Raw genomic sequence first — 22,935 nt, 5'->3', positions numbered from 1 at the left:
ATAATCAAGGCAAAACAAAAAGAAGTGATGATTATCATCACTTCTTTTTTATTCTGGTTAAATTATCTATTTTTCATTACCGGTTGGTAAACCAAATCAATTAATACCGCCGCAATTACTGCAACGACTACTGTGATTAATAAGTTTTGCCAGCTAATTTGTACCATTGCTAAACCGCAGAGAGCCAAGATAAAGGTTAAAACTACGTCTGCAATTTGAACGATACCAACTAATTTAGATGGGTAATCTTGCCAGAAGTACTTACGAGTTCTAGTAATTAATACAATGAGCATTGCACTTAATACTAAGTAAACGTAGACCATCGTTGAGATAGTACCATGACTCCAGCCATGAGTGTTTAAGTACCAGACAAAGATAAAGCCGATCACGGTCCAACCTGCGGCAAGTGAGAAGGCAATCTTAGCCAATTTTGCCATATTCCAGTTTTCTGGCTTGTAAGTGATATGGGTTCTATCAGTACCAATCATCATAGTAACCATGTTGTTCATGATAGTGTAGATAACCATCGCATTCAAAGCCATTGGAATGTAGTTGAAGAACAAGTAGCCGAATGTCAAAAGCATAGTTAATTCTGCAGTTCTAGCAAGCTTAGTCAATGACCAGGTAGTCATTCTTTGATATACACGGTGACCAGCGTCCAAAATTTTAACGATTGAGCTTAAACCATCATCTAAGAGAACCATCTTACCTGAACGCTTAGCAACGTCGGCAGCGTTTGAAACAGCGATACCAACTTCGGCTTGCTTCAAAGCAGGTGAGTCGTTAACACCGTCACCGGTCATACCAACGATGTAGCCCTTCTTTTGGAAGAACTTAACCATGTTTAACTTATCTTCTGGTAAAACATCAGCGATACCAGCTAAGTTATCGATGTTTGTATTATCGTTAAAGTCATGAATAGAAATAACTTCACCGGTTAAATCAACTTGTTCAGCTACGGCTGCAGCAGTTTTTTGGTTGTCCCCAGTTAACATGATAGGACGAACGCCACGCTTCTTTAATTCAGCTAAGGCAGCCTTAGAGTCTTTTCTAACTTTATCTTGTAAGATGAAGACACCGGCCAATTTATCGTCGATTAAAACAGCAACTGAACGACCAGCTTTGAAGTTAATATCCTTTACTTCTTCGTTGACATTTTTGTCGATTAATGACAACTGCTTAAATGAACCCAGTTTAATATTATGGCCATCAGCTTCAGCCATTGAGTAACCAGTGTCAGAAGTAAATGGAACAAACTTAGTGGCTTCAGCTGCAGGGATGCCATTTTCCTTCAAGTATTCATCAATAGCAGTGTCAATGATACCAGCATTACGCTTGTCAGTAGCTGCGCCAGCCAAAGCTAATACATCCTTGTCGGATAAGTTACCAAATTTGGTCCAACTAGCTACAGCAGTCTTGTTTTCGGTAATTGTTCCAGTTTTATCAAGTAACAGCAAGTTTAAGTTGGCGGCATCTTGGATACCAGTTAAGTCAGAAGTCAAAACGCCTTCTTTACTTAAACGAGTTGCTTCAAATGAGTTAGACAAAGCAAAAGTTGATGGCATTGCCACAGGAATTGAAGCAATGAACATCATGGCAAGGAATGGCAACATGTTAATAAAGGTATTGAAATTACCACCCTTGAAGAATGAAGCAATGATGATTACTAAAGTAAGAACACCATCTAATAAGCAAAGGTAGTAGATAATCTTAGTTAGCAATTGTTGCAAGTGACCAGGAGCAGCAGAATTGTTAATCAAGTTAATAGTCTTACCACTTCTTGAGTGTTTACCAGTCGCAGTAACAATTGCTAAGCCGTCACCTTCAACTACAGTAGTACCAGCATAGGCAGTGTCATCGACATTCTTTTTAACTGGCTTTGATTCACCAGTGATTGAACTTTCGTCGCAAGCTAAAGTACCAGAAACGATTTTGACATCAGCTGCTAGCACATCACCACGTTGCAATGAAATTAAATCGCCTTTGACCAATTGCTTAGAATCGATCTTGATCCATTTACCGTCTCTTTCAACAGCAACGGTTGGCGTTAATTTATGTGAGATGTTGTTTAAAACACGTCTAGATTGTTTCTTCTTTGAAGCACCATTAAAGGCCGCAAAGAGCAACATTAACAACACAAATAATGATTGAACCCACTTGCCTAAGATACATTCAAGAATTAATGCACCTTCTAGAATCCAAGCAGAAAGATTCCATAACTTAGACAAAAATTCCTTAAAGAAATTATATTCAGGCTCAGGTACTTCGTTTAAGCCATCTTCTTTAAGTCGTTTGTCTGCTTCGGCTTGAGTTAAGCCATGAAAATTTTCAGACATTTATTTAATTCCCTCCAAATCTACCTTATTAAATTAGCACATAAATTGCCCGGATTAAAATACTAAAATATAATATATGATATTAAAAAATTTAATATCTGAATTTACTGAAATAAAAGGGATAGATTATGAATCTTAAACAATTACATTATTTTTTAGTAGTAGCTGAAGAAAAGCAAATAACTTCTGCTGCTAAAAGATTGTACATTGCACAACCGCCACTTAGTTATCAATTAAAGCAACTAGAAAAAGAATTAGGTGCACAGCTTTTTAAAAGAACAGCCCACGGCATTGAATTAACAGATGCAGGACAAATCTTGCAAGGATATGCTAGTGAAATTTTATCACTGGCTCATAATGCAGAAAATCAGGTGCAAAAGACCATTTCTGGTGAATTAGGAACCATTGCAATTGGAATGGCCTCTTCATCAACTGGACTTATTCCAATGGATTCGTTTAAAGAATTAACACGTTTTTATCCAGAAATTAGTTTTGATATTTATGAGGCCAATACTTTTGGTATTCTTGATAAATTAGAAAAGAAAACAATCGATTTGGGAATAGTACGAACCCCATATAATCGTAATGGCCTAAATGCACGTAATTTAACTACCGAGAAGATGATGGCGGTAACTGTTGATTCAAAATTTAAAGATAAAAAAGAATTGCGAATTAAAGATTTGGCCAACCAACCTTTGATTATTTATCACCGTTTTGAAGGTATCTTTGATCAAACTTTTGCTCATCATGGAATTACACCTTTTTATGCAGTTAAATGTGATGATTCGCGAACGGCAATTACTTGGGCTAAAAGAAAGATGGGGTTAGCACTTGTACCAGAATCAATTGCTTCAACTTATGCTAAGGACAATATGATTCCAATCAAACATGCTAATTGGGTAACGCATTTACAGCTCGTGTGGCGTAAAGACAGACAAGTTACACCTTTGATGAAAAAAATTATCGACTCACTAAGCTAATAGGTTTGTAACTTATAGCCAATTGAGCCATAACAAGTGTAAGCGAATACATTGATTATGGTGAGAGGGTGGTTAAATGACTAGTCCAATTCATGTTTATTCAGAAATTGGTAAGTTGAAAACAGTTATGCTTCATCGACCTGGTAAAGAACTCGAAAATCTTTCACTGGAGATCTTGAATCGGATGCTAATTGACGACATCCCTTACTTGAAAATTGCACAAAAAGAGCACGATTATTTTGCTAAAACTTTGCAAAAGCAAGGCATTCATGTTGTTTATTTGGAAAATTTGCTGGCAGAGTCGTTAGAATCGTCAAAAACGAGAACTTCTTTTATTGATCAATTATTAGAAGAATCTGGCATTAAGAAAAATGATCCTTTGCATCAACTACTGATGGATTATTTACTTGCAATGAAACCAACAGAGATGGTGAAGCAAATAATTGCTGGTATTAAAAAGAGTGAGATCAAGAATGCGGAACCATCGTTAGCTGATTTAGCCGAAGATCCAGATTATTATTTGGATCCAATGCCTAATGTTTACTTTACTCGTGATCAACAAGCGGCAATTGGTAATGGTATGACGATTAACCGTATGACTTTTAGAGCAAGAAGGCGTGAATCCTTATTTATGAAAACGATCTTGAAACATCATCCGGACTTTGAGGATCAAGATATTCCTGTTTGGCGTGATCGTTATCACCATGGTCGAATCGAAGGCGGGGATGAATTAGTTTTAAACAAACATGTCCTAGCTATTGGAATTTAGCAAAGAACTTCCGCAGCTGCTATTACTGATTTAGCTCACGCTTTATTTGGTCACTCTAGTTTTGACACGATTTTAGCAATTAGAATTCCACACAATCATGCCATGATGCACCTAGATACTGTATTTACAATGATCAATTACGATCAGTTCACGGTGCATCCCTTCATTCTTTCTAAATCAGGTAAAATCGATATCTATGTGCTTCAGCCAGATAAAAATGGAGATGTGAAGATCAAAACAAAGAATGATTTAGTTGAAGTATTAAAAGAATATTTGCACTTATCTGAGATCGATTTAATCCCAACCGGTGGTGCCGATCCAATCGACGCTCCAAGATGTATGTCATGTCCATTAGTTCGTGAAGATTTATAAGAGGCCAAAAAATGAAATACTTACAAAATGTGTTTCAAGGTAGAAGCTTTTTAGATTGTAAGGATTATACTCCTGCAGAGATTGACTATTTAATTGATTTTGCACTTCACTTAAAGGAATTAAAGAAAGAGCATATTCCACATGAATATTTAAAAGGTAAGAATATTGCGCTTTTATTCAAAAAATCATCAACTAGAACTCGTTCAGCCTTTGTCGTTGCCTGCAATGATTTAGGTACTAACCCAGAATATATGGGTGCAGGTGAGATCCACTTAGGTAAAAAGGAGAGTATTAAAGACACTGCCAAAGTTTTAGGCAGTATGTTTGATGGTATTGAATACCGTGGTTTTGCTCAGAAAGATGTTGAAGATTTAGCTAAATATTCTGGTGTCCCAGTTTGGAATGGCTTAACTGATAAGTGGCACCCAACGCAAATGCTCGCTGACTTTATGACTATTAAAGAAAAGTTTGGTCATTTAAGGGGCATTACCTTGGCTTATGGTGGTGATGGTCGTGACAACGTTGCAGACAGCTTATTAGTTGCTGGTAGCATGTTAGGCGTTAACATTCATATTGTTACACCTAAGCCTTTGTTCACTCACCCAGACGTTCAGGCAATTGCTGTAGGTGGTGGCATTCCGGTTATTGTTGATCATGGTTGCTTGAAAGGTGTGGCTGAATAGATAAAGACTTTAGCGCTGTCAAAATGGCGGAAGATATTAATGCCGATGAGTTGGTTATTTTAACAACTGTTGATAATGCTTACTTGAATTATCGAAAAGAAGATCAACAAACTATTGTTAAAGTTACAGTTGATCAGTTAAAGCAATATCTAAATGAAGGTCATTTTGTCGAAGGAAGCATGAAGCCGAAAATCGAAGCTGCAATTGAATTTACGGAAAAGACAGGCAATTCTACAATTATCACCTCTTTAAAAAATGCTGCTAAATTAAACGACGGAGTAGGAACGATCGTTTATAATTAATTGCGGTGATAAAATGAATATTTTTAATGAGGGAAAAGAGCAGAATATAGCTCAGGTTCTTAAAGCTAAAGATAAACGTGTAGTTTTGCAGCAAAAGATTTTTGAAAAATATCCTGATCAGACATTGGTTGATGTTAATCTGAATATTCCAGGCCCAATTAAGAACAATCGCTACTTAGAAAAACTGTTTAATTATGGTATTAAAGAATTAGAAAATAGCTGGGATAAACTAGGTTATTCTTATAAATTGGTCGTATCTTTGGATGAAGATACGGGATGCGAGAATTTCTATATTTTAGATTTACCAATTAAAACAGTAAAGAAAACGACGATCGATTTTGAAGATCAAACAGAACTTGGTCGCTTATTTGATGCAGATGTTTTAGTCAAAGATAAAAACGCGGCTATTTCTCGAAGAGATTTAGGAAAGCAACCACGTAAATGTTTTATTTGCAATCGTCCAGCAAAAGAATGTGCTCGCTCCAGAAGACATTCTGTTGTAGAAATGCAAAATTATATTTCTAAGCTATATACAAAAAACGTAAAATAAATCAAATAATCACTCAACAGCAGATGAGTGATTATTTTTATTTGAGCTCACTTACTTTTAGTAATATACTATCAATATCTATGAAATAAGGTTTAAGTGAGAAGTGAAAAGATGAATAACAAAATTTACATGGATAATGCTGGTACCAGTCCAATGGCACCTGAGGTTATTAAGACTATGACTGATGCAATGACCAATGTATTCGGTAATGCTTCAGCAACCAACTACTATGGTCGCGAGGCCAAACGCGTCTTAGAAAACAGTCGTCACGTCATAGCTCAGTCAATCAATGCAGATGATAAGGAAATCATTTTTACTAGTGGTGGTACTGAGAGTGACAACACTGCCATTATTCAAACAGCCTTAGCTCGTCAAAATGAAGGTAAGCATATTATTTCTACTAAATTTGAACATGAAGCAGTCTTACGTCCACTTGCTCGTCTTGAAAAAATGGGCTTTGAGGTAACTTATTTGGACGTCGATGAAAACGGACAAATTAATTTGGATGATTTAAGAAATGCAATTCGTCCAGATACCATTTTGGTAACTATTATGATGGTTAACAACGAAGTAGGAAGCCTAGCTCCAATCAAAGAAATTGGTGAAATTGTAGCTCCAACCAATGCATGGTTCCATACTGATGCAGTTCAGGCTTATGGTGAAGTTCCAATTGATGTCAAAGATATGAAGATCGATCTTTTATCAACTTCAGCTCATAAATTAAATGGTCCTAAGCTAATTGGATTTCTGTATGAACGTGATGGAATTGATTTGCCACCATTTATGCTGGGTGGAGATCAAGAATTAAAGCGACGTCCAGGGACAGAAAATGTTCCAGCAATTGCGGGCTTTGCCAAAGCTGTTGAAATTCACTCTAATAAGGCAATTTTAGCAAATGAGGAACGCTACTTTAACTTTAAACATACTTTGGTCGGCGGACTTAAAAAGAATGGTATTGATATTGAAGTAAATGGTAATATCGAAGATCAAATGGCTCCTCAAGTAATTAGTATTTGGTTCAAGGGAATCCGCAACGATGTTTTGGTAACAAATTTGGACTTAGCTGGAGTAGTAGGAGCAGCAGGATCTGCATGTACTGCTGGATCGCTCGATCCTTCACATGTGTTAATAGCTATGTATGGCAAGGATAGTCCACGAGTATGGGAATCTTTAAGATTTAGCTTTAGCATTGAAAATACTATTGAAGAGGTAAGATCAGTAGTTGATACTTTAACTAAAATTATTAAGCGTTTAAATAAGTAAAAAGAAGATTGGCTATTAATTTGATAGTCAATCTTTTTGTTTGTGAAAAAATTGCTTTAATTTGAATAAAATGGATAAAAATGATTTAAAATAAATGATAGAAAGAATTATAGATATATATGTTTTATAGGGAAAATATGAAATTAAAAAAGAATCAAGAAAATTTAAAGCAAATAGCTTCATTAATTAAATATGCTTTTGGAAAAAATAATGATCTGCTTCATGATAATAATTTCATGTCTCGTTATGATCATAGTAATGGCTATGGTTTTTTTAATGATGATAAATTAACTAGCTACATTATGGTGAACAAGTTTAAGAGTGAAGTATTTGGTCACCATGTACCAATGGCTGGAATTGGTTATGTTGCTTCGTATCCAGAATATCGAGGTCAAGGCCATATTTCTAAATTGATGAAAGAGATTTTGAATGATTTACATGATGAAGGAATTCCTTTTACTAATTTAGCTCCATTTTCAGAGAGTTTTTATCGTCATTATGGCTTTAGTAACAGCATTTATCAAAAAGAATATCGTTTTTCTGGTGGTGCCTTGAGAACATTCAAACTACCACGTACGGGTCATGTTATTCGCGGAAAATGGGATGACTTGATGGTTCAAAACGGAGTAATTCAGCTCTATGAAAGACAACTTCATACGGATGATGAACGTAATACGGTAATTCGTGAAGCCTGGTGGTGGAACAGAATGGATACGTATTATCACAATCGTAATATAGCTGTTTATATCGATAGCAATGGTCGCCCAATCAGCTATTTGATTTATCGCATTCAAGGTGATGTTTTCTTAGCCGATGAATTATACTCAATTACTGCCAAAGGTTTAGTTGCTCTATTAGGATTTATGGGTTCTCATGCCGGTGCAATCAAGGAATTTCGCATGACTTTGCCAGAGCATTCATTAATTGGCGAACTCTTCCCAGAACAAAATCAATTAAAAATTAGTCTTCATCCATACATGATGAGTAGAATTGTTAATTTTGCCAAAATGATTACTTATATGAAGCCACTTCAAGAAGGAACATTCAACCTTGAAGTAATTAGTGATGATCATTGTCCATGGAATATTGGTGTCTGGCAAATGACCAATAAAGATGGCAAAGTTTCTTGCAAGCAAATCGAAGATGGTTTGGTTGATTTTTCTGGTCCAATTACTGCTTGGACGCAAGTTCTTTTAGGTAGAATAAGTATGAGGGATGCTGTTAAACTAGGGTTAATTACAGATTACCGAATTAAAAAGCTCGAATTTAAAAAAGGCGATGTATCTTTCTACGATTATTTCTAGTAAGAAGGTATTTAAAATGAGTAGACAAAAGAAAATCAACTTATTAAAGTTTTTAGGTATTATTGTCAGTGGTATTAATGTAGTGATCTCTTTAATGATTATGCTTAATAAATACCAAATTAGAAGAGATAAAAAGAAACTAGCAGACGAGGGTTGTGCACCTTTAGGTGAGGATTAGTATGAAGCAATTGAATATTGCATATTTTAACCAGTTAGGGCGCAAGGAATTAGATCAAGCTAAGGCTAAGTTTGAACAAAAAAATTCTGATGTTGAAGTTAAGTTAATTGGCACAGGGTATGATGATGCTTTTGAAAAGCTAGCAGATGGTGAAGCTGACTTAGTCATTGCAGATGAGCGTGACGAAAAGAAAGATTTTGAAAAAGAAAATCTGGCTCAAGTCGGTGTAATGGCTGTTTTGCCTAAAGGCAGCTATCAAAACGGAATTCAAATGGTCGATAAGCTAGATTTATCAGATATGACTTGCTTTATTGTAGCTAAGCCTGAAGAAGAAGTGGCTGAATTGCATTTGCTGAAGGATCTTTATCAAGTTAACAGTCCTTTTATTGCATCTAATTCAGTTGAAGAAGCTGCGCTACTTGTGGCATCTGGATCTGGCTACTTTTTAATTAATGAGATTGCTGCTAATTTAATTAAAAATGATTCATTGCAAAAACTTTTTTTAACTGATAATGGTAAGCCAATGCGTCAAACGATTGTGGCATTTTATGCTAATGCAGATCCAGCGGCTAAACAATTTAGCGATATTTTGCAAAAAGAATATTAATTTCAGCAAGTGGCATGGTTACCACTTGTTTTTGTATAGCCAAGTACTGTAAAATTAAGTATGAAAGCGGATGCAAACTATTCTGGAGATGATTTTTATGCTTAGAAAAAATATATTCCCTTTAACCTCAATGGTACTTGTTTTAGGTCTTACCAGATTGGCTACGCAAGTTGAACCTGTAAAAGCTTCAACTTATGGCAATGGCGCTGTAGTCACTGTACCTAAGAAGATGCAAGGAACATGGTATTCATATGATCGGGATGCACACGATGGTCAAAAGATTACTTTCGGTGCTCACACTGTAAATGGCAAGCTCATTTATACGCAAGATAAGAACGTGATCAGTGATTACTTTAACGGCAAAATCAAGAATCAAAAGAAGTTTGACCAAGTTACTAAGAATTGGATGTCAGGTAAGACAACCACAATGAAGAATGACACTTTCTATGAGATTGATCCATGGGTCACTTTCGAAAAATGGAGTCTTTATAGAGTAACGCCACAAACAATTAATGGTCAAAAACATAACATTTTGGTATACACAAGTAGATACGATGGCGGTAATTATTACAGAAGTAAGAAGCTTGCTAAGCAAATGAAGGACTACAAGTTCGAAAAAGTAAATTACACAATGTAATGATGATAAGTGTTCATATAAATTGAACACTTATTTTTTTGACTAAAATTTCTCTGTCATTTATCATATTTCATAAAAATACAAATAAGTGAGGAAAAGCAATGAGATTAAAAGAAGCACCTATTTTACGCCTATATAAATTAGAGACAGACTCTAAAGATCATCAAAGATATGTTCAAGCTGACATAGATAATATGCTCGCCTCAATTAAAAATGAACCAGGAACTTTGTTTATGCAAACTGGTCATGAGGATGAAGGTACGAATTATGTTTTTGAATGCTATAAGGATTTGGATCAATATAACATTCATGCAAATTCACCACAATTTAAGAATTTTACCAAAACAGCAAAAGAAATTTTGACTAATCGTGTGATGGTTGAATTGCAGCCAGAATTTATCGCTACAAGTAAGGAAAAATTGGCTGTCGCAGAACCAGAAGGCTATGTAGCTTATTTAACAGAAATCGGCGTTGGCTTTGATAAAGGTGATGAATTTGCTCATGGTGTACTTAAAGAAATGGAAGCAGCAATTAAGCAGGAAGCTGATATTCTAACAATGATTGCTGGTACAGTGGTTGATCAACCAAATGAATGGCTTTCACTAGAAATATATAAGAACGAGGGAGCTTACCAAAAGCATACTGAAACTACATACTTCAAAAATTATCTTAAAGAAACAAAATACTGTGTTGAAAGTAAAGGCCTGCACAAATTTACACCTGATGTAGTTGCCAGCCAAGGTGAAATTTTATATCATCCTTAAAATAATGCTAGGCAAAGGTATTTATATTTTGTAAAATATAGATAGAGTCAAGTCTAATGCCTAGCCAAAAATGAGTCACATTATGTGACTCATTTTTATTTTAGTCTTCAATTGTAGCGTAACTTGTTCCTCTAGCAAAATAAATGATTAAACCGATAATTAAACCGGCTAAGCTGAAAGTTAACCAACTGAAGCCTAGATTGAACATAGGTAAGTAACGTTCAGCATATGAAAGAATAGTTTGGATGATAGAGGTTGAACGTAATGCATCAGGTAAAGCGTTAATCATATCGAATAAAGCAGGAATCAAGGCTAAAGCATTATTTATCTTGTGAACAACTGGGTCGTTTTTAAATAATGGTGAAAGGATGCCTAAAATAACTAATGAAATTGCCAAAGGATAAAGAAGCATAAGAACTGGGGTAGACCAGCTAATGATCATGTCTAATCCCATGTTGGCAATGATGAATGAAAGAAGACAATTGATGGCTAAGAAAGTCTTGTAAGGAATCTTAGGAAAACGTTTATGGAAGTTTTGGGCAAAGGCAACAACTAATCCCATTGCTGTGGTGATACAAGTGATTGTGGTTAAAGCAGCAATTAATGCATCCCCAGCAGTACCTAAATAATGATGAGAAATTTGTGCTAAAGCAGTACCACCGTTTGAACTTAACTTGAAGTTGTGCAAACTGGTAGCACCAAGCCAAATTAAGCATATGTCCGCTTGTGCACAGATGCTCAGCGCAACATAATATTACGGCTTAAGAATTAAGATTTTACCGAGAAATGTTGAAGAACATAGAGACGTAACTCGTACAATTATTGTTACTGATCCAAATGGTAATAGATCAACCATTTTCTTGAAAGGAGAAACAGAATGTATCAAGTACAAATGCTGTTTGAAAAATTATTCGGGACTAGATCCGCAAATTAGGCACAGCGACTAAAGTAAAAAGAATTTTGGGGAGAGAAGAGAAAAATGAATTTAAAAAAGGTATTAATGTTAAATGCCGCTGCTTTATCGACTTTATTTTTGACGGCATGTGGACATAATGCTGCAGGACAAGGCGAGCAAGAACAAACACTCCATCTAATGGAAGGTGGAGAAATCATGTCATTAGATCATTCCAATGAAGCAAATATTCATCAATAGGATGTTTTAGAAAATACTATGGAAGGTTTATACCGGGCTAATCATAAAGGTGATCCAATTCCAGCTTTGGCTACTAGCGTAGTGAAGCCAACTAACCATGGTAAGCGTTATACGTATAATTTGAGAAAAAAGCAAAGTGGTCAAATGGAGATCCTGTAACTGCATAAGATTTTGTAGCTTCTTGGTATAGATCAGTTAGTCCTAACTCGCGTTCAGGTTATGCTTATATATTTACCGGTGTAAAGAATGCCACTGCAATCACTGCTGAGAAAATGCCTGTTGATAAATTGGGAGTCAAAGCATTAAATGATCACACTTTGCAGGTGGATTTGGAATATCCGATGCTATATTTTAATAGAATGATGATTATGCCAACGTTTTTCCCTCAAAGTAGAGCAGCTTTGAAGAAATTTGGTAATAAATATGGGACAGATTCGAGCAAAATGTACTATGATGGTCCATTTAAAGCAGACGGTTGGACCGGTAGTAATATGTCTTGGAGTTTGGATCGAAACAAGAAGTACTATGATCCTAAGTCAATTCATTTGAAACAGATCAAAATGCAGGTGGTTAAGGATGCTAACACTGCTCATCAATTGTTCCAACAGGGTAATTTAGAGGATGCACAGATTACGGGAACTACCGCTCAAGGGATGCAGAATGATAAGAACTTGAAACATTTACATCGAGCAGGAGTATATTATTTACAACTAACCATGCGTAAGAATCGCGTTTTCTCAAATGCAAAAATGCGCGAGGCATTAAATTTAGTATTAGATAAAAAACAACTTGCACGTAAAGTTTTAGCAGATGGTTCTACGCCAGCCGATACTTTTGTGGCACCAACGTTTGCTAAGGATCAAAGTACTGGTGTAGATTTTGCAAAAGAAATGAAGCCGGAAGAGACACACAATATAGCTAAAGCACAAAAATTACGGGATGAAGGACTAAAAGAAGAGGATAGAAAAAAGGCTGATTTAACTTATTACACCGATGATCAAACGATCAATAAGAATATTGCCCAGTTTGTGCAATCGCAAGTTGAAACTAAGTTAAAGCATACCAATGTTGAAATTCATGCGGTTTCTACTAAGAATGTTCAAGACAACGTTATGTGGGGGGAATTTTGATATGTATTTGATTTGTGGCTGGCCGATTACTCAGACCTAATGGGTGATATGGCTGCTTTACAATCAAATAATTATCAAAACCATGGTAGATATAATAGTACCGATTATGATAGATATGTAAAGGCTGCTAAGAGTAAAAGCGCAGAACAAACAGATCGTTATCGGGAAAATATGCGTAATGCACAAAATCAGTTGACTAAAGATACAGCTGTGGTGCCTCTTTACAATTTGGCTGAGAGTCATTTGGTAAGAAAGAATTTAAGAGGAGTATTATGGCACTCAGTTGGTGAAGTTGACTATACTAGAGCATATTTTGACTAAACGAAAAAACTCCGAGGTTCAATTAAGAATCTTGGAGTTTTTATTATGCATAATCATAATTATGTCAAGTTATTTATAAAAATTGATTTTTTAGTTATTTCTATTATTCTTATTTGTCTTTTTAACTTTAACTGGGGTGGGAGCTGTAATTAAAACAGAACTGATAGCCATGAGACCTAAAACTAACATAACAGATAGAATTACTTTAAACATTGCTCTCATTCCTTTCTAATATTTAATTAGAAATATACAGAATAAAGATTAATAATTGTTAGGTAAAAAGTAATATATTGCTAAAGAATTATCTGAAAAAGTTGACGATGATCAAGTTATAGTTTTGTTTCTTCCTCTAGACTAATCAACGAAATGAGGAGGAACATATATGGTCAAAGTTCAACGCTTTTTTATCAAATATAAGAAACAAGTCTTAATTACAATTAGTATCTTGCTAATCCTAGCTGAGGTTTTTAAGTGGGCGTTTAAATTAATACTGCCATATCAAATTTTGATGGCAATCGCCGGAGTGGTCGGTGTGATTCCAATAATTTTAACTGCCGTGTCATCCTTAAAAGTCAAGCTGATTTCAATTGATGTTTTGGTTTCCTTAGCAGTAATTGGAGCGTTTATTATTGGCGAATTCAATGAAGCTGCTATTGTTACTTGGCTCTTTATGCTAGGTGAAGTACTTGAAGATTTTACGCTTAAGAAAACAAGATCTGCTGTTTCAGATTTAGTTAGTATGGCCCCAAAAACGGCGTTAGTCTTGCAAGACGATGGAACTACTGAAGAAGAGGATGTTGATTTTATCGATCCAGGCGATCAAGTCGTAATTAAAACCGGGGATCAAGTGCCTGTAGATGGAAAGGTCGTTAATGGTAATGGCAATCTGGATGAAGCAAGTATAAATGGGGAATCCAGATTAGTAAATAAGAGCGTGGGAGATGCAGTTTATGCAGGAACCATGCTTGAAAACGGCAATTTAACGATTGAAACCACTGCGGCCGGTGAAGACACTACTTTTGGCAAAATTATTGAAGTAGTCGAAGAAGCAGAAGATTCCAAGTTGCATACAGAAAAACTAATTAATCGTTTCGCTAAGTATTACACGCCTTTTGTGTTAATTGTTGCTTTTGTCGTGGGATTGATCACTCGCAACTTTAGATTGGCGATTACTATCATGGTTTTAGGCTGTCCTGGTGCATTGGTAATCGGTGTTCCCGTTTCTACAGTTGCCGGAATAGGAAATGGTGCTAAGAACGGCATTATTTTTAAAGGCTCACAAGTCATGGATGAAATGCGTAAAGTCGATGAAATTGCTTTTGATAAAACGGGCACATTAACTGTAGGTCATCCTGAAATAAGTGCTGTGAAAGTCATAAATGGCGATAAAGATGAGATCGTTAAGTTAGCTGCTGCTATTGAAAAAAAGAGTAATCATCCATTAGCTAATACAATTGCCAAAATGGATCCTTTTACAATTGATGCAGACATTGAAACTGTTAAAGGCAAGGGTGTTATTGCTACATATGAGCAAGAAAAGTACTTTGTAGGTAATTTACAACTTGTTGAAGAAAATACCGAAAAGAATAATAAGCTGGCACAAATCGTAGATGATCTTAGCAATCAGGGTAATTCGATTGTTGTCTTTTCTAATTATGATCAAAGTCAATTGGTTGTATTTGGGATTAAAGATCAACTTCGTCCTCAAGCAAAAGCTGCTTTACTCAAATTAAAGAAACTCGGAATCAAGAAATTAGTCATGCTGTCCGGTGATAAACAACAAACAGCTGAAAAGATTGCTGCTGAGCTACCGATTGATGAAATTCATGGTGAACAAATGCCTAGTGACAAGGCTAATTTTATTAAAGCTGAACAGAAAGAGGGGCATCGAGTTGCTTCATCGGTGATGGAATTAACGATGGACCTGCGCTAGCCAATGCCAATGTGGCAATTGCTGTTGGTAATGGTACTGATGTTGCGGTTGATGTTTCAGATCTTGTCTTGGTCAAAAATGATTTGAAACAGATTGCATATTCATTTTCTTTATCTAAGAGGACGATTCTAAATATGAATGAAAATATTGCGATTGCGCTGTTAACCGTACTGATTTTATTTATCGGATTGTTTGTTGGTTATATCGAGATGGCTAGTGGGATGCTCGTTCATGAGTTAAGTATCTTAGTGGTCATTTTAAATGGAATGAGATTATTGAAAAATCGCTAAAACTTGATGACCATCAAGTTTTGAATTTGAAATAAGCTCTACCATAAATGCTGAGAAAGGAAGATCAAGTTATGAAAAAAGTAATGATGAAATTAGATGGCATGACTTGCCCATCTTGTTTAACAAAGATTAAAAAGGCCGTAGAGTCAACTCCTGGAACCGACGATATTAAGGTCCTATTTAACGCAGGAAAGCTAAAGTTCGTGATGGATCCAGCTCAAACTAATTCAAATGAAATTAAAAATGCCATTGAAGAAATGGGTTATGAAGTTAAGGGTGTTAAGGAAAAGGATATTTAAGAATGAACGCAGAAGAAAAGTACCAAGCAGAATTAAAACAAAGTGATATTGATCATCATACGCCTACTGCAGGAGCAATGACGGGCCATATTATTGCCAATTTAGTTATTCATTCATTAAAGATTAATCAAGCTAGTTTGTTTGCTAAAGGTTCAGCAAGCCCGTTTTTAGATGAATATGCTGAAAAATGGTTGAACTTTGAAAAGAATGAATTTGAGCGATTAAACCATTTGCTGGTAAACAATGGTGAGAGTATCCCTACAACCACTGATCAATTTAAAGAATTTACCATGTTAGAAGAAAATGGTGCAGATAAGTACAATGATGCAGATGATCAAGTATTCGCTTTAGTTAAGGATTTTGATACGCAAACTTTGTTTATTACTAAGGCAATTTTCTTAGCTGAGAAAGAAGATTGGCCAGAATTAGCTCAGAACTTAATCAGTTTTCTAGCTTGGATCAAAGAACAAATCCGTCTTACGCAGAACTTCTTAGGCCATGATTTGCATGAAGGACTATATAATGAAGAAGGCGATGACGACGATTTTTAGTTAAAAGGTGAGAAAATGGCAGATTTATGTGTTCGTTTAGTTCCTTTATTTAATATATTAAGTCAAGAAAATCAGATAGAAATAGAAGATCTTGTAAGAAAAAAGACTTATCAAAAAGGCGAATTGGTAGTGGATCCTAGCTCAGACGATAATTTGATCATCGTGGCTTATGGCGGTGCTAAACTTTATAACCTAGATGAAAATGGCCATGAAAATATCACACAGATTCTGCACACAGGAGATTATGCTGGTGAAGATTGGCTATTTGGTAAAAAGAATAGCAATACTTATGTAGAAGCAACAAAAAACAGTAAAATTTGTTTGCTAAATAGAAAAGACTTTTTGAATCTGTTAGAAGATCAATCTATGTTAAGTATCAAATTGCTTGAACAAAGTATGACTAAGATGCAGTCGATGCAAAGGCAAATAGATCTGTTGTCTTTGCCTAAAATTGAAGATCGCTTATCTGAGTATTTACAAGAATATGCGGTAAAAGTTGGTAAAAAGACGTTTAATTTGCCGTTAAAGATGAAGGATTTAGCATTATATTTAGGAACTACGCCGGAAACTTTGTCACGTAAGTTTGCCTTGCTGGAGAAACAAGGCGTGTTAACTAGAAAACTACGCAAAATTATTTTGAATTAACAAAAAAGCAGAGCAAAGCTCTGCTTTTTACATTGATAAAATTATGTTAAGTTCTACTTGCTGATGAAGTTTTCTGGGATGTACCCTGGTTGATCATTTGAATAGAAATATCTTTCTTACCAAGAGGGTAGAGAATGCTGGCACATAGAGTCAACTTGTCTTTCATATCTTCACCAACAGCCATCGTGATGGCATAGTCGTCAATCCATTGCATCTGATCAGGATTTAAACTGGTTTGAATTTCGTTACAAATGACATCGATCAATTGATCGCTTAAGGCATCTTTTTTAAAGATAACGGTCAAATCAGCAATACCATATGGCATGTGTTCGTAAGAAACATGGTGACGGTTGAAAATTTCCATTAGCTTTAATGTGAAGCCTGCTCCTTTATTAAGCATGTATTTTCTTAGATATAAGTCATCTTTTTAATTGGCTTGGGCTGATCTATAATGTGCGGATTAGCTGAGAAAATTGCGTCAACGTCGGTGAAGTTTTCATATAGAGCCGCATTAAGACCGCGAGCTAAGACTGCCCCTGTAATATCTGAACCACCACGAGAAAAAGTAGCGATATGGCCAGAAGGCGTAATGTCATAAAAACCAGAGAAGATAACTCGTTCATCGTCATTGAGTTTGACACGTTTTAAATTAACGTAAGTTTCAGGGTTAACTTCAGCATTATTCGGCGTACCAGTAACAATTAAGCCCGGCTGAAGAAAGCGAGTTTTAATACCTTGATGCTGCAAAATTTTAGCTATTAAAATAGCGTTTAAACGCTCACCGTGAACCTTAAGGTTAGCCATCCGATAATCGGCATTAGGATAATCTAATTGTGGCAAATCAAAATACTGGATAATTAATTCGTAGCGCTGTAAATTTTATTAACGATATCCTGATAATTATTGCTTCTCAAACTAGTGTAAGCATAGGTGATTGGTAAATCAGTACCTTAATATCATCAGTTCTTTTGCCAAGTGCGGATACTACGATAACTTTGCGCTGAGAATCGCTTTTAATAATGTTTAATGCCTTATCAACGCTATTTTCAGCAGCTAGAAAGGAGCCGCCAAATTTAACAACTTTAATATCTATTCCTCTAATAAATTACTTTAAATCTAAAATTGAACTGATAGCTGCTTCCATGTTGACTGGATCAATTACTTTTTCAACATGTGGTTCGTGGTCGAATAAGGTACGTACACCAATAGATAGTTGACCGCCTAATTCATCATGCAACTTCTTAATAGCAGCTACGCCAGTTTGAGGACAGATTCTACCTGTAATAGCCTCATAAACGGTTTCAGGGAACTTATAAGGACTAGCAGTAGACACAATCACCATTGGTGTTTGATCGTTTGTCTTGCTCTTATATTGCTGAGCAACGTATGAACCTACTGCAGTATGAGGATCAATTACGTAGCGATCATAATTGTAGACGCGGTGAATTTCTTCTTTTACTTCATCTTCAGTGGCAAAACCAGCCGCAAAAATGGTTTGTAATTTGTCTAAGACCTCTTTGTCGACTTGGTAATGACCTCTTTGCGTTAATTGATTCATTAGACTAGCAATTTTTTCATTATCTTCATCATATAAATCGAATAAAAGTCGTTCTAGATTGCTTGAAACTAAAATATCCATTGCTGGTGCGTTAGTTAAATGGAACTTACGACGTTTGTCGTATTCACCTTTGGCAAAGAAGTCAGTAAGAACGTTGTTTTCATTTGAAGCACAGATCAATTTGTTGATTGGCAAACCGAGTTTTTCTGCATAGTAACCAGCAAAAATGTCGCCGAAATTGCCTGTAGGTACGGTAAAGTTTACTTTGTCGCCCAAGTTGATTTCACGACGGCGAACCAATTGACCATAAGTGTAAAGGTAATAAGAAATTTGAGGAACAAGACGACCAATGTTCATTGAGTTAGCAGATGAGAATTGGAAACCGTTTTGGTTTAGTTTCTTTCTGAAGTTTTCATCGTTAAAAATCTTCTTTACTTCAGTTTGCGCATCGTCAAAGTTACCCTTGATCGCGATGGCTTCCAAATTGTCGCCGTGTTGACTGAGCATTTGTTTAAGTTGGACAGGGCTAACGCTGCCTTCAGGATAGAAGACGATGACGCGTGTACCTTTTTGGTTAGCAAAGCCGCGCATTGAAGCAGTTCCGGTGTCACCAGAAGTAGCAGTCAAGATAATGATGTCACGATCGATTTTCTCAATTTGTACTGCACGTGTCATTAGCTGTGGTAACATCTGCAAAGCAATATCTTTAAAAGCTAAAGTTGGACCGTGAAAGAGTTCCATGTAAAAATTATCGTTGTGTTTTTCAATTGGCACAATGCTGCGTTCGTCCCATTGTTCGCTATAAGCATTGATTACTGCAGATTTAATTTGATCCTTAGAAAAATCATCAAAAAATAAGCTAATGATCATTGCGGCAATTTGCTTATAAGATAACTTAGGTAAATCTTTTAGTTGAAAATTAGCTTTTGGAAAATTTACTGGTACATAAAGTCCACCATCTTGGGCCAACCCTTGGATGATTGCGGCTGGTGAAGTTAACGCATTGTCTTTTGCGCCTCGAGTACTACGATATTTCATAAAAATCTTCCTCTTCTTATTTAAGTGATAAATATATCTATTTAACATTGTAACTTGTTTTTCCCATGTGTTACAATCATAAAAATAAGAAATTCATTAAAAAAGAGGGACATAGGAAAATGGCAATCAAAATCGCATTACTTGGTTTAGGAGCCGTTGGTTCCGGTGTTTTAAAAATCATTAAAAATAATCAAAAAAAGATTAAACAAACAAGTGGAGAAGAGATTGTTATTAAAAAAGCCCTTGTTTGTAATCTTAAGAAGCACCAAAATATGGCTAAAGAAGTCGAATTGACGACTAACTTTGATGATATTTTGCATGATGCAGAAATTAAAATTGTAGTTGAATTAATGGGCGGTTTGCATCCCGCTAAGGAATGCATCTCTGATGCATTAAATGCAGGCAAGAATGTGGTTACTGCCAATAAGGACTTGATGGCTACTTTTGGTTCAGAACTTATTGCCTTGGCTGCTAAAAATAAGTGCGATTTGATGTACGATGCGAGTGTAGCAGACGGTATTCCTATTTTGCGTACTCTTAGCACATCTTATGCTAGTGACAAGATTTCAGATATTCATGGAATTATTAATGGTACGACCAACTATATCTTGTCCCAAATGGGAGAAAAAGGACTAAGCTACGATAAAGCTTTGAAGAATGCACAAAAGTTTGGTTTTGCGGAAGCTGATACAATTAATGATGTAACAGGAAAAGATGCGGCTTACAAGATTGTCATTTTAAGTAAGTTTGTCTTTGGGACCAAGATTAGTATTAATGATTTCACTATTGAAGGGATCACTCACTTGCAAAAGTTCGATATTGAACAGGCACAAGCAATGGGTTATGTGATTAAGCTGATCGGCATTGCAAGAACATTGCAGGTAAGCTCTCTGTGGAAGTAGCACTATGTCTTTTGCCAAATAATGCAATTATGGCACATATTAAAAATGAAATTAATGCTTTGCAAATTAAGAGTAAAAGTCATGGCACCGCTATTTTTACTGGACCTTGTGCTGGGAGCTTAGCTACCGCTAGCTCAGTAATGAGTGGCGTAATTGCGTAAACCAGCAATTTTGTAAAGCAGACTAACGGTCAACCATTCAGTAATTTCTCTAGAACGATGAAATTAACGAGTTCAGAAGAAGTTAAGTATCTATATTACTTATCTTTTGAAACTGAAGAAATTAGTCGTAGACAATTGCAGGACTTAGCAATTCAAGATAAGTATTTGAAGGTAAGTTACAAGATCTTATAACTATTGTGAGGGGGAGTTATAGATGATTATTAAGGTACCAGCTTCAACGGCAAATTTAGGGCCCGGTTTTGATTCCATTGGAATGGCTGTTTCACTTTATCTAGAAGTAGAAATCTTAAATGTTTCGGATCGTTGGCAAGTTGACCATGTAATGCCTAAGATTCCTCATGATGAGAATAATTTAATTGTAAAGACGGCTTTGACGGTTTATCCAGGAATGCAGCCGCTTCATTTGCGTGTAAAGAGCGATATTCCGCTTGCTCACGGTTTAGGTAGCAGCTCTAGTGCAGTTGCTGCAGGTATTGAATTAGCTGATCATTTTGGCAAATTAGGCTTGTCTGATGAAGAGAAAGCCCAGATTGGTGCTCAAATTGAAGGCCATCCTGATAACATTGTTTCTACGATTTTAGGTGGTCTGGTGGTAGGAACCGAAGTAGACAATCATTTTGATGCGGTAAAAGCTCCGCTTCCTCCATATAGCTTGGTAGCTTATGTGCCTGACTATAATTTGCCAACTAAAAAGGCACGTGGTGTTTTACCAAAAGAATTATCATTAAAAGAAGCAACTCATGGTTCAGCGATTGCTAATACGTTGGTTGCTAGTTTGTTTGCACAAAATTATGAAATGGCAGGAGAACTTATGGAAAAAGACGTTTTCCATGAGCCATATCGTGAAAAGTTAGTGCCTGAGCTTTTGAAGGTGAGAGAAGTGGCTCATCAAAAGCATGCTTTGACAACGTATCTTAGTGGTGCCGGTTCAACGATTATGACTTGGATTGAAGATGAGCATGTGAAAGGTTTCTTGTCAGGTTTAAATAAGCATGGCTTGAAAGCAAATACGCTTGTCTTACATCCTGATGAACATGGTGTTCAAATAATTGAATAAAAAGAAAAGTGACCTTGAATTTTTATTCAAAGTCACTTTTTGATTAAAGGATAATTTATTTATTTTTGTATACTGCAATTCTACGATATGCAAGTTCTAGGAAAATAAAGTTTAGTAAGGCAAAGAATGCTAAGTAATATTGAGATGTTGAAATAATGACTAATAAAATCCCAATTGCTTCTGTGATTAAACCGATTCGAATGGGTTTCCTATCGAATAAACGATAAGAGATAAGACCGGTAATTATTCGTCCTAGCATTAAACCACCGAAAATTAAAGAACCAAATGATGCAACAAGCTCCGAATTAACATTACTTTTGGTACCGGCAAAATAGCTGGATGTCCATAAAAAAGAAGTGGCTTCACCTGAACAGTAGGAGAAGAAGGCAATTAAAGTCAAAACTACGTCAGGTACTTTTAATGAAGAAATGATTCCGACTGATTCAGAGACTTCATTATCTTCATCAGCGTCTTTGTTTACTTTCCAAAGTGGCAGTGAAATGATACAGATGAACAAAATGAAACTTTGTAACATTGCAGTCCAGAGATAACCTGCATGCCAATTAGCTTTAAGTAAGGCAAATGCCATGATGTTTGGACTTATTACAGCTCCTAAACCATAGAAACAATGTAAAAAGTTCATAACTCGTAAAGAATAATGACCTGCTACATAAAAGTTTAAAGCTGCATCAATAGATCCGGCCCCTAAGCCATAAGGGATTGCCCAAACAAGCAAATACTAATATTGACTAACAGAGAGAAGCCTAATAGACCACATACTGTCAGGGCAATAGAAATAATGACAATCCATTTGACTGCTAGCTTTTTGATTAAATGTGGACTGAATAAAGATGAAATTACAGTCATTAAAAAATAGTCATTGAAATATAGCCTGCATAAGAGCTCGGTACATTTAAACTTGATTGCAAACCGGACCCAAGTAATTAATCAGGTAGTCCCAGATTAATAAAGGCTAAATAGATAACGGCTAATAATAAAGATCCCAATATTGTTTTCTTTCGCAAAAAGTATCTCAATATACTTTTTATTCTAGTTTTTCTTTATTAATTATAGCATTAAAGGATAAAATCAAAGAGTCAATTGAAAGTAAAAAAGACAGCAGATTTTTTG

Annotated in this window: 22 protein-coding genes and 5 pseudogenes; 22 read left to right on the top strand and 5 right to left on the bottom strand. The window is 35.8% G+C overall.

Annotation, left to right across the window (positions count from 1 at the left end):
- Positions 1-62: 62 nt before the first annotated feature.
- Positions 63-2,336 (bottom strand): HAD-IC family P-type ATPase, encoded by a 2,274-nt coding sequence (locus JCM1039_RS05025; protein ID WP_025014898.1) that lies wholly within the window; start codon positions 2,334-2,336, stop codon positions 63-65.
- Positions 2,337-2,464: 128 nt separating this feature from the next.
- Between JCM1039_RS05025 and JCM1039_RS05020 the strand changes: the two genes are divergently transcribed.
- The 10 genes and pseudogenes from JCM1039_RS05020 to JCM1039_RS04970 all read left to right on the top strand — a co-directional run bounded on the left by JCM1039_RS05020 (position 2,465) and on the right by JCM1039_RS04970 (position 10,745).
- On the top strand, positions 2,465-3,316 hold the full coding sequence (locus JCM1039_RS05020) for a LysR family transcriptional regulator (protein WP_025014897.1): 852 nt from the start codon (positions 2,465-2,467) through the stop codon (positions 3,314-3,316).
- Positions 3,317-3,392: 76 nt separating this feature from the next.
- Positions 3,393-4,457 (top strand): annotated as a pseudogene (locus JCM1039_RS10780) (arginine deiminase).
- A gap of 11 nt (positions 4,458-4,468) precedes the next feature.
- A pseudogene (locus tag JCM1039_RS12920) lies at positions 4,469-5,442 on the top strand (amino acid kinase family protein).
- 13 nt (positions 5,443-5,455) lie between these two features.
- Positions 5,456-5,992 carry a citrate lyase holo-[acyl-carrier protein] synthase gene (gene citX, locus JCM1039_RS05000; RefSeq protein WP_025014894.1) on the top strand — a complete coding sequence of 179 codons (537 nt, stop codon included), beginning with the start codon at positions 5,456-5,458 and terminating at the stop codon, positions 5,990-5,992.
- A 111-nt stretch (positions 5,993-6,103) separates the two neighbouring features.
- A complete protein-coding gene (locus JCM1039_RS04995; RefSeq protein WP_025014893.1) occupies positions 6,104-7,255 on the top strand; it encodes a cysteine desulfurase family protein in 1,152 nt (383 codons plus the stop codon).
- Positions 7,256-7,392: 137 nt separating this feature from the next.
- Positions 7,393-8,559 carry a GNAT family N-acetyltransferase gene (locus JCM1039_RS04990; RefSeq protein WP_025014892.1) on the top strand — a complete coding sequence of 389 codons (1,167 nt, stop codon included), beginning with the start codon at positions 7,393-7,395 and terminating at the stop codon, positions 8,557-8,559.
- A gap of 16 nt (positions 8,560-8,575) precedes the next feature.
- Positions 8,576-8,737, top strand: coding sequence for a hypothetical protein (locus JCM1039_RS12375; protein WP_155831119.1), 162 nt, complete (start codon positions 8,576-8,578; stop codon positions 8,735-8,737).
- A gap of 1 nt (position 8,738) precedes the next feature.
- Positions 8,739-9,344: a LysR family transcriptional regulator substrate-binding protein gene (locus tag JCM1039_RS04980; protein ID WP_034533011.1), complete on the top strand. Its 606-nt coding sequence runs from the start codon at positions 8,739-8,741 to the stop codon at positions 9,342-9,344.
- An 88-nt stretch (positions 9,345-9,432) separates the two neighbouring features.
- Entirely contained in the window at positions 9,433-9,981 is a 549-nt protein-coding gene (locus JCM1039_RS04975) for a hypothetical protein (RefSeq protein WP_025014890.1), read from the top strand.
- A gap of 101 nt (positions 9,982-10,082) precedes the next feature.
- A complete protein-coding gene (locus JCM1039_RS04970; protein ID WP_025014889.1) occupies positions 10,083-10,745 on the top strand; it encodes a putative quinol monooxygenase in 663 nt (220 codons plus the stop codon).
- Between the two features lie 100 nt (positions 10,746-10,845).
- Here the strand turns inward: JCM1039_RS04970 and JCM1039_RS10770 are convergent.
- Positions 10,846-11,463 (bottom strand): annotated as a pseudogene (locus JCM1039_RS10770) (branched-chain amino acid transport system II carrier protein); the annotation flags it as partial.
- Between the two features lie 261 nt (positions 11,464-11,724).
- Here JCM1039_RS10770 and JCM1039_RS12615 point away from each other — a divergent pair.
- From JCM1039_RS12615 to JCM1039_RS04940, 8 genes and pseudogenes are all read left to right on the top strand, one after another.
- Positions 11,725-11,898 (top strand): YgdI/YgdR family lipoprotein, encoded by a 174-nt coding sequence (locus JCM1039_RS12615; RefSeq protein WP_236692543.1) that lies wholly within the window; start codon positions 11,725-11,727, stop codon positions 11,896-11,898.
- Positions 11,899-11,916: 18 nt separating this feature from the next.
- On the top strand, positions 11,917-12,057 hold the full coding sequence (locus JCM1039_RS12610; protein ID WP_236692542.1) for a hypothetical protein: 141 nt from the start codon (positions 11,917-11,919) through the stop codon (positions 12,055-12,057).
- A 68-nt stretch (positions 12,058-12,125) separates the two neighbouring features.
- A complete protein-coding gene (locus JCM1039_RS12605) occupies positions 12,126-13,028 on the top strand; it encodes an ABC transporter substrate-binding protein (protein WP_236692548.1) in 903 nt (300 codons plus the stop codon).
- Between the two features lie 48 nt (positions 13,029-13,076).
- Positions 13,077-13,349 carry a hypothetical protein gene (locus JCM1039_RS12600; RefSeq protein ID WP_236692541.1) on the top strand — a complete coding sequence of 91 codons (273 nt, stop codon included), beginning with the start codon at positions 13,077-13,079 and terminating at the stop codon, positions 13,347-13,349.
- Positions 13,350-13,731: 382 nt separating this feature from the next.
- Positions 13,732-15,607 (top strand): annotated as a pseudogene (locus JCM1039_RS10760) (heavy metal translocating P-type ATPase).
- A gap of 36 nt (positions 15,608-15,643) precedes the next feature.
- Entirely contained in the window at positions 15,644-15,871 is a 228-nt protein-coding gene (locus JCM1039_RS04950) for a heavy-metal-associated domain-containing protein (protein WP_025014888.1), read from the top strand.
- Positions 15,872-15,873: 2 nt separating this feature from the next.
- Positions 15,874-16,422, top strand: a complete 549-nt coding sequence (locus tag JCM1039_RS04945; RefSeq protein ID WP_025014887.1) for a ferritin family protein — start codon at positions 15,874-15,876, stop codon at positions 16,420-16,422.
- A 15-nt stretch (positions 16,423-16,437) separates the two neighbouring features.
- On the top strand, positions 16,438-17,067 hold the full coding sequence (locus JCM1039_RS04940; protein ID WP_025014886.1) for a Crp/Fnr family transcriptional regulator: 630 nt from the start codon (positions 16,438-16,440) through the stop codon (positions 17,065-17,067).
- Between the two features lie 73 nt (positions 17,068-17,140).
- Here the strand turns inward: JCM1039_RS04940 and JCM1039_RS11965 are convergent.
- Both JCM1039_RS11965 and thrC read right to left on the bottom strand, forming a co-directional pair.
- Positions 17,141-18,154, bottom strand: a pseudogene (locus tag JCM1039_RS11965) (amino acid kinase family protein); the annotation flags it as partial.
- An 18-nt stretch (positions 18,155-18,172) separates the two neighbouring features.
- Entirely contained in the window at positions 18,173-19,663 is a 1,491-nt protein-coding gene (thrC, locus tag JCM1039_RS04925; protein ID WP_025014883.1) for a threonine synthase, read from the bottom strand.
- Positions 19,664-19,782: 119 nt separating this feature from the next.
- Between thrC and JCM1039_RS10750 the strand changes: the two genes are divergently transcribed.
- From JCM1039_RS10750 to thrB, 4 genes are read left to right on the top strand one after another with little or no spacing between them, the layout of a single operon-like run.
- Positions 19,783-20,565 (top strand): homoserine dehydrogenase, encoded by a 783-nt coding sequence (locus JCM1039_RS10750; RefSeq protein ID WP_244438040.1) that lies wholly within the window; start codon positions 19,783-19,785, stop codon positions 20,563-20,565.
- Complete coding sequence (locus tag JCM1039_RS12595) at positions 20,556-20,726, top strand: hypothetical protein (protein WP_244438039.1); 171 nt, start codon at positions 20,556-20,558, stop codon at positions 20,724-20,726. Before JCM1039_RS10750 ends, JCM1039_RS12595 begins: the two co-directional genes overlap by 10 nt.
- A gap of 57 nt (positions 20,727-20,783) precedes the next feature.
- The gene (locus tag JCM1039_RS12840; protein ID WP_269082117.1) at positions 20,784-20,918 is read left to right on the top strand and encodes a hypothetical protein; all 135 of its coding nucleotides are present in this window, start codon (positions 20,784-20,786) and stop codon (positions 20,916-20,918) included.
- Positions 20,919-20,940: 22 nt separating this feature from the next.
- Complete coding sequence (thrB, locus tag JCM1039_RS04915; protein ID WP_025014882.1) at positions 20,941-21,804, top strand: homoserine kinase; 864 nt, start codon at positions 20,941-20,943, stop codon at positions 21,802-21,804.
- Between the two features lie 55 nt (positions 21,805-21,859).
- Here the strand turns inward: thrB and JCM1039_RS10745 are convergent, their stop codons facing one another.
- Positions 21,860-22,540 carry an MFS transporter gene (locus tag JCM1039_RS10745; RefSeq protein ID WP_201780307.1) on the bottom strand — a complete coding sequence of 227 codons (681 nt, stop codon included), beginning with the start codon at positions 22,538-22,540 and terminating at the stop codon, positions 21,860-21,862.
- Positions 22,541-22,935 lie beyond the last annotated feature (395 nt).

The organism is Lactobacillus kitasatonis DSM 16761 = JCM 1039 (assembly GCF_000615285.1).
Lineage (GTDB): Bacteria > Bacillota > Bacilli > Lactobacillales > Lactobacillaceae > Lactobacillus > Lactobacillus kitasatonis.
The sequence above is the reverse complement of the archived record's forward strand: the minus strand, read 5'-3'. Positions and strand labels throughout refer to the sequence as shown.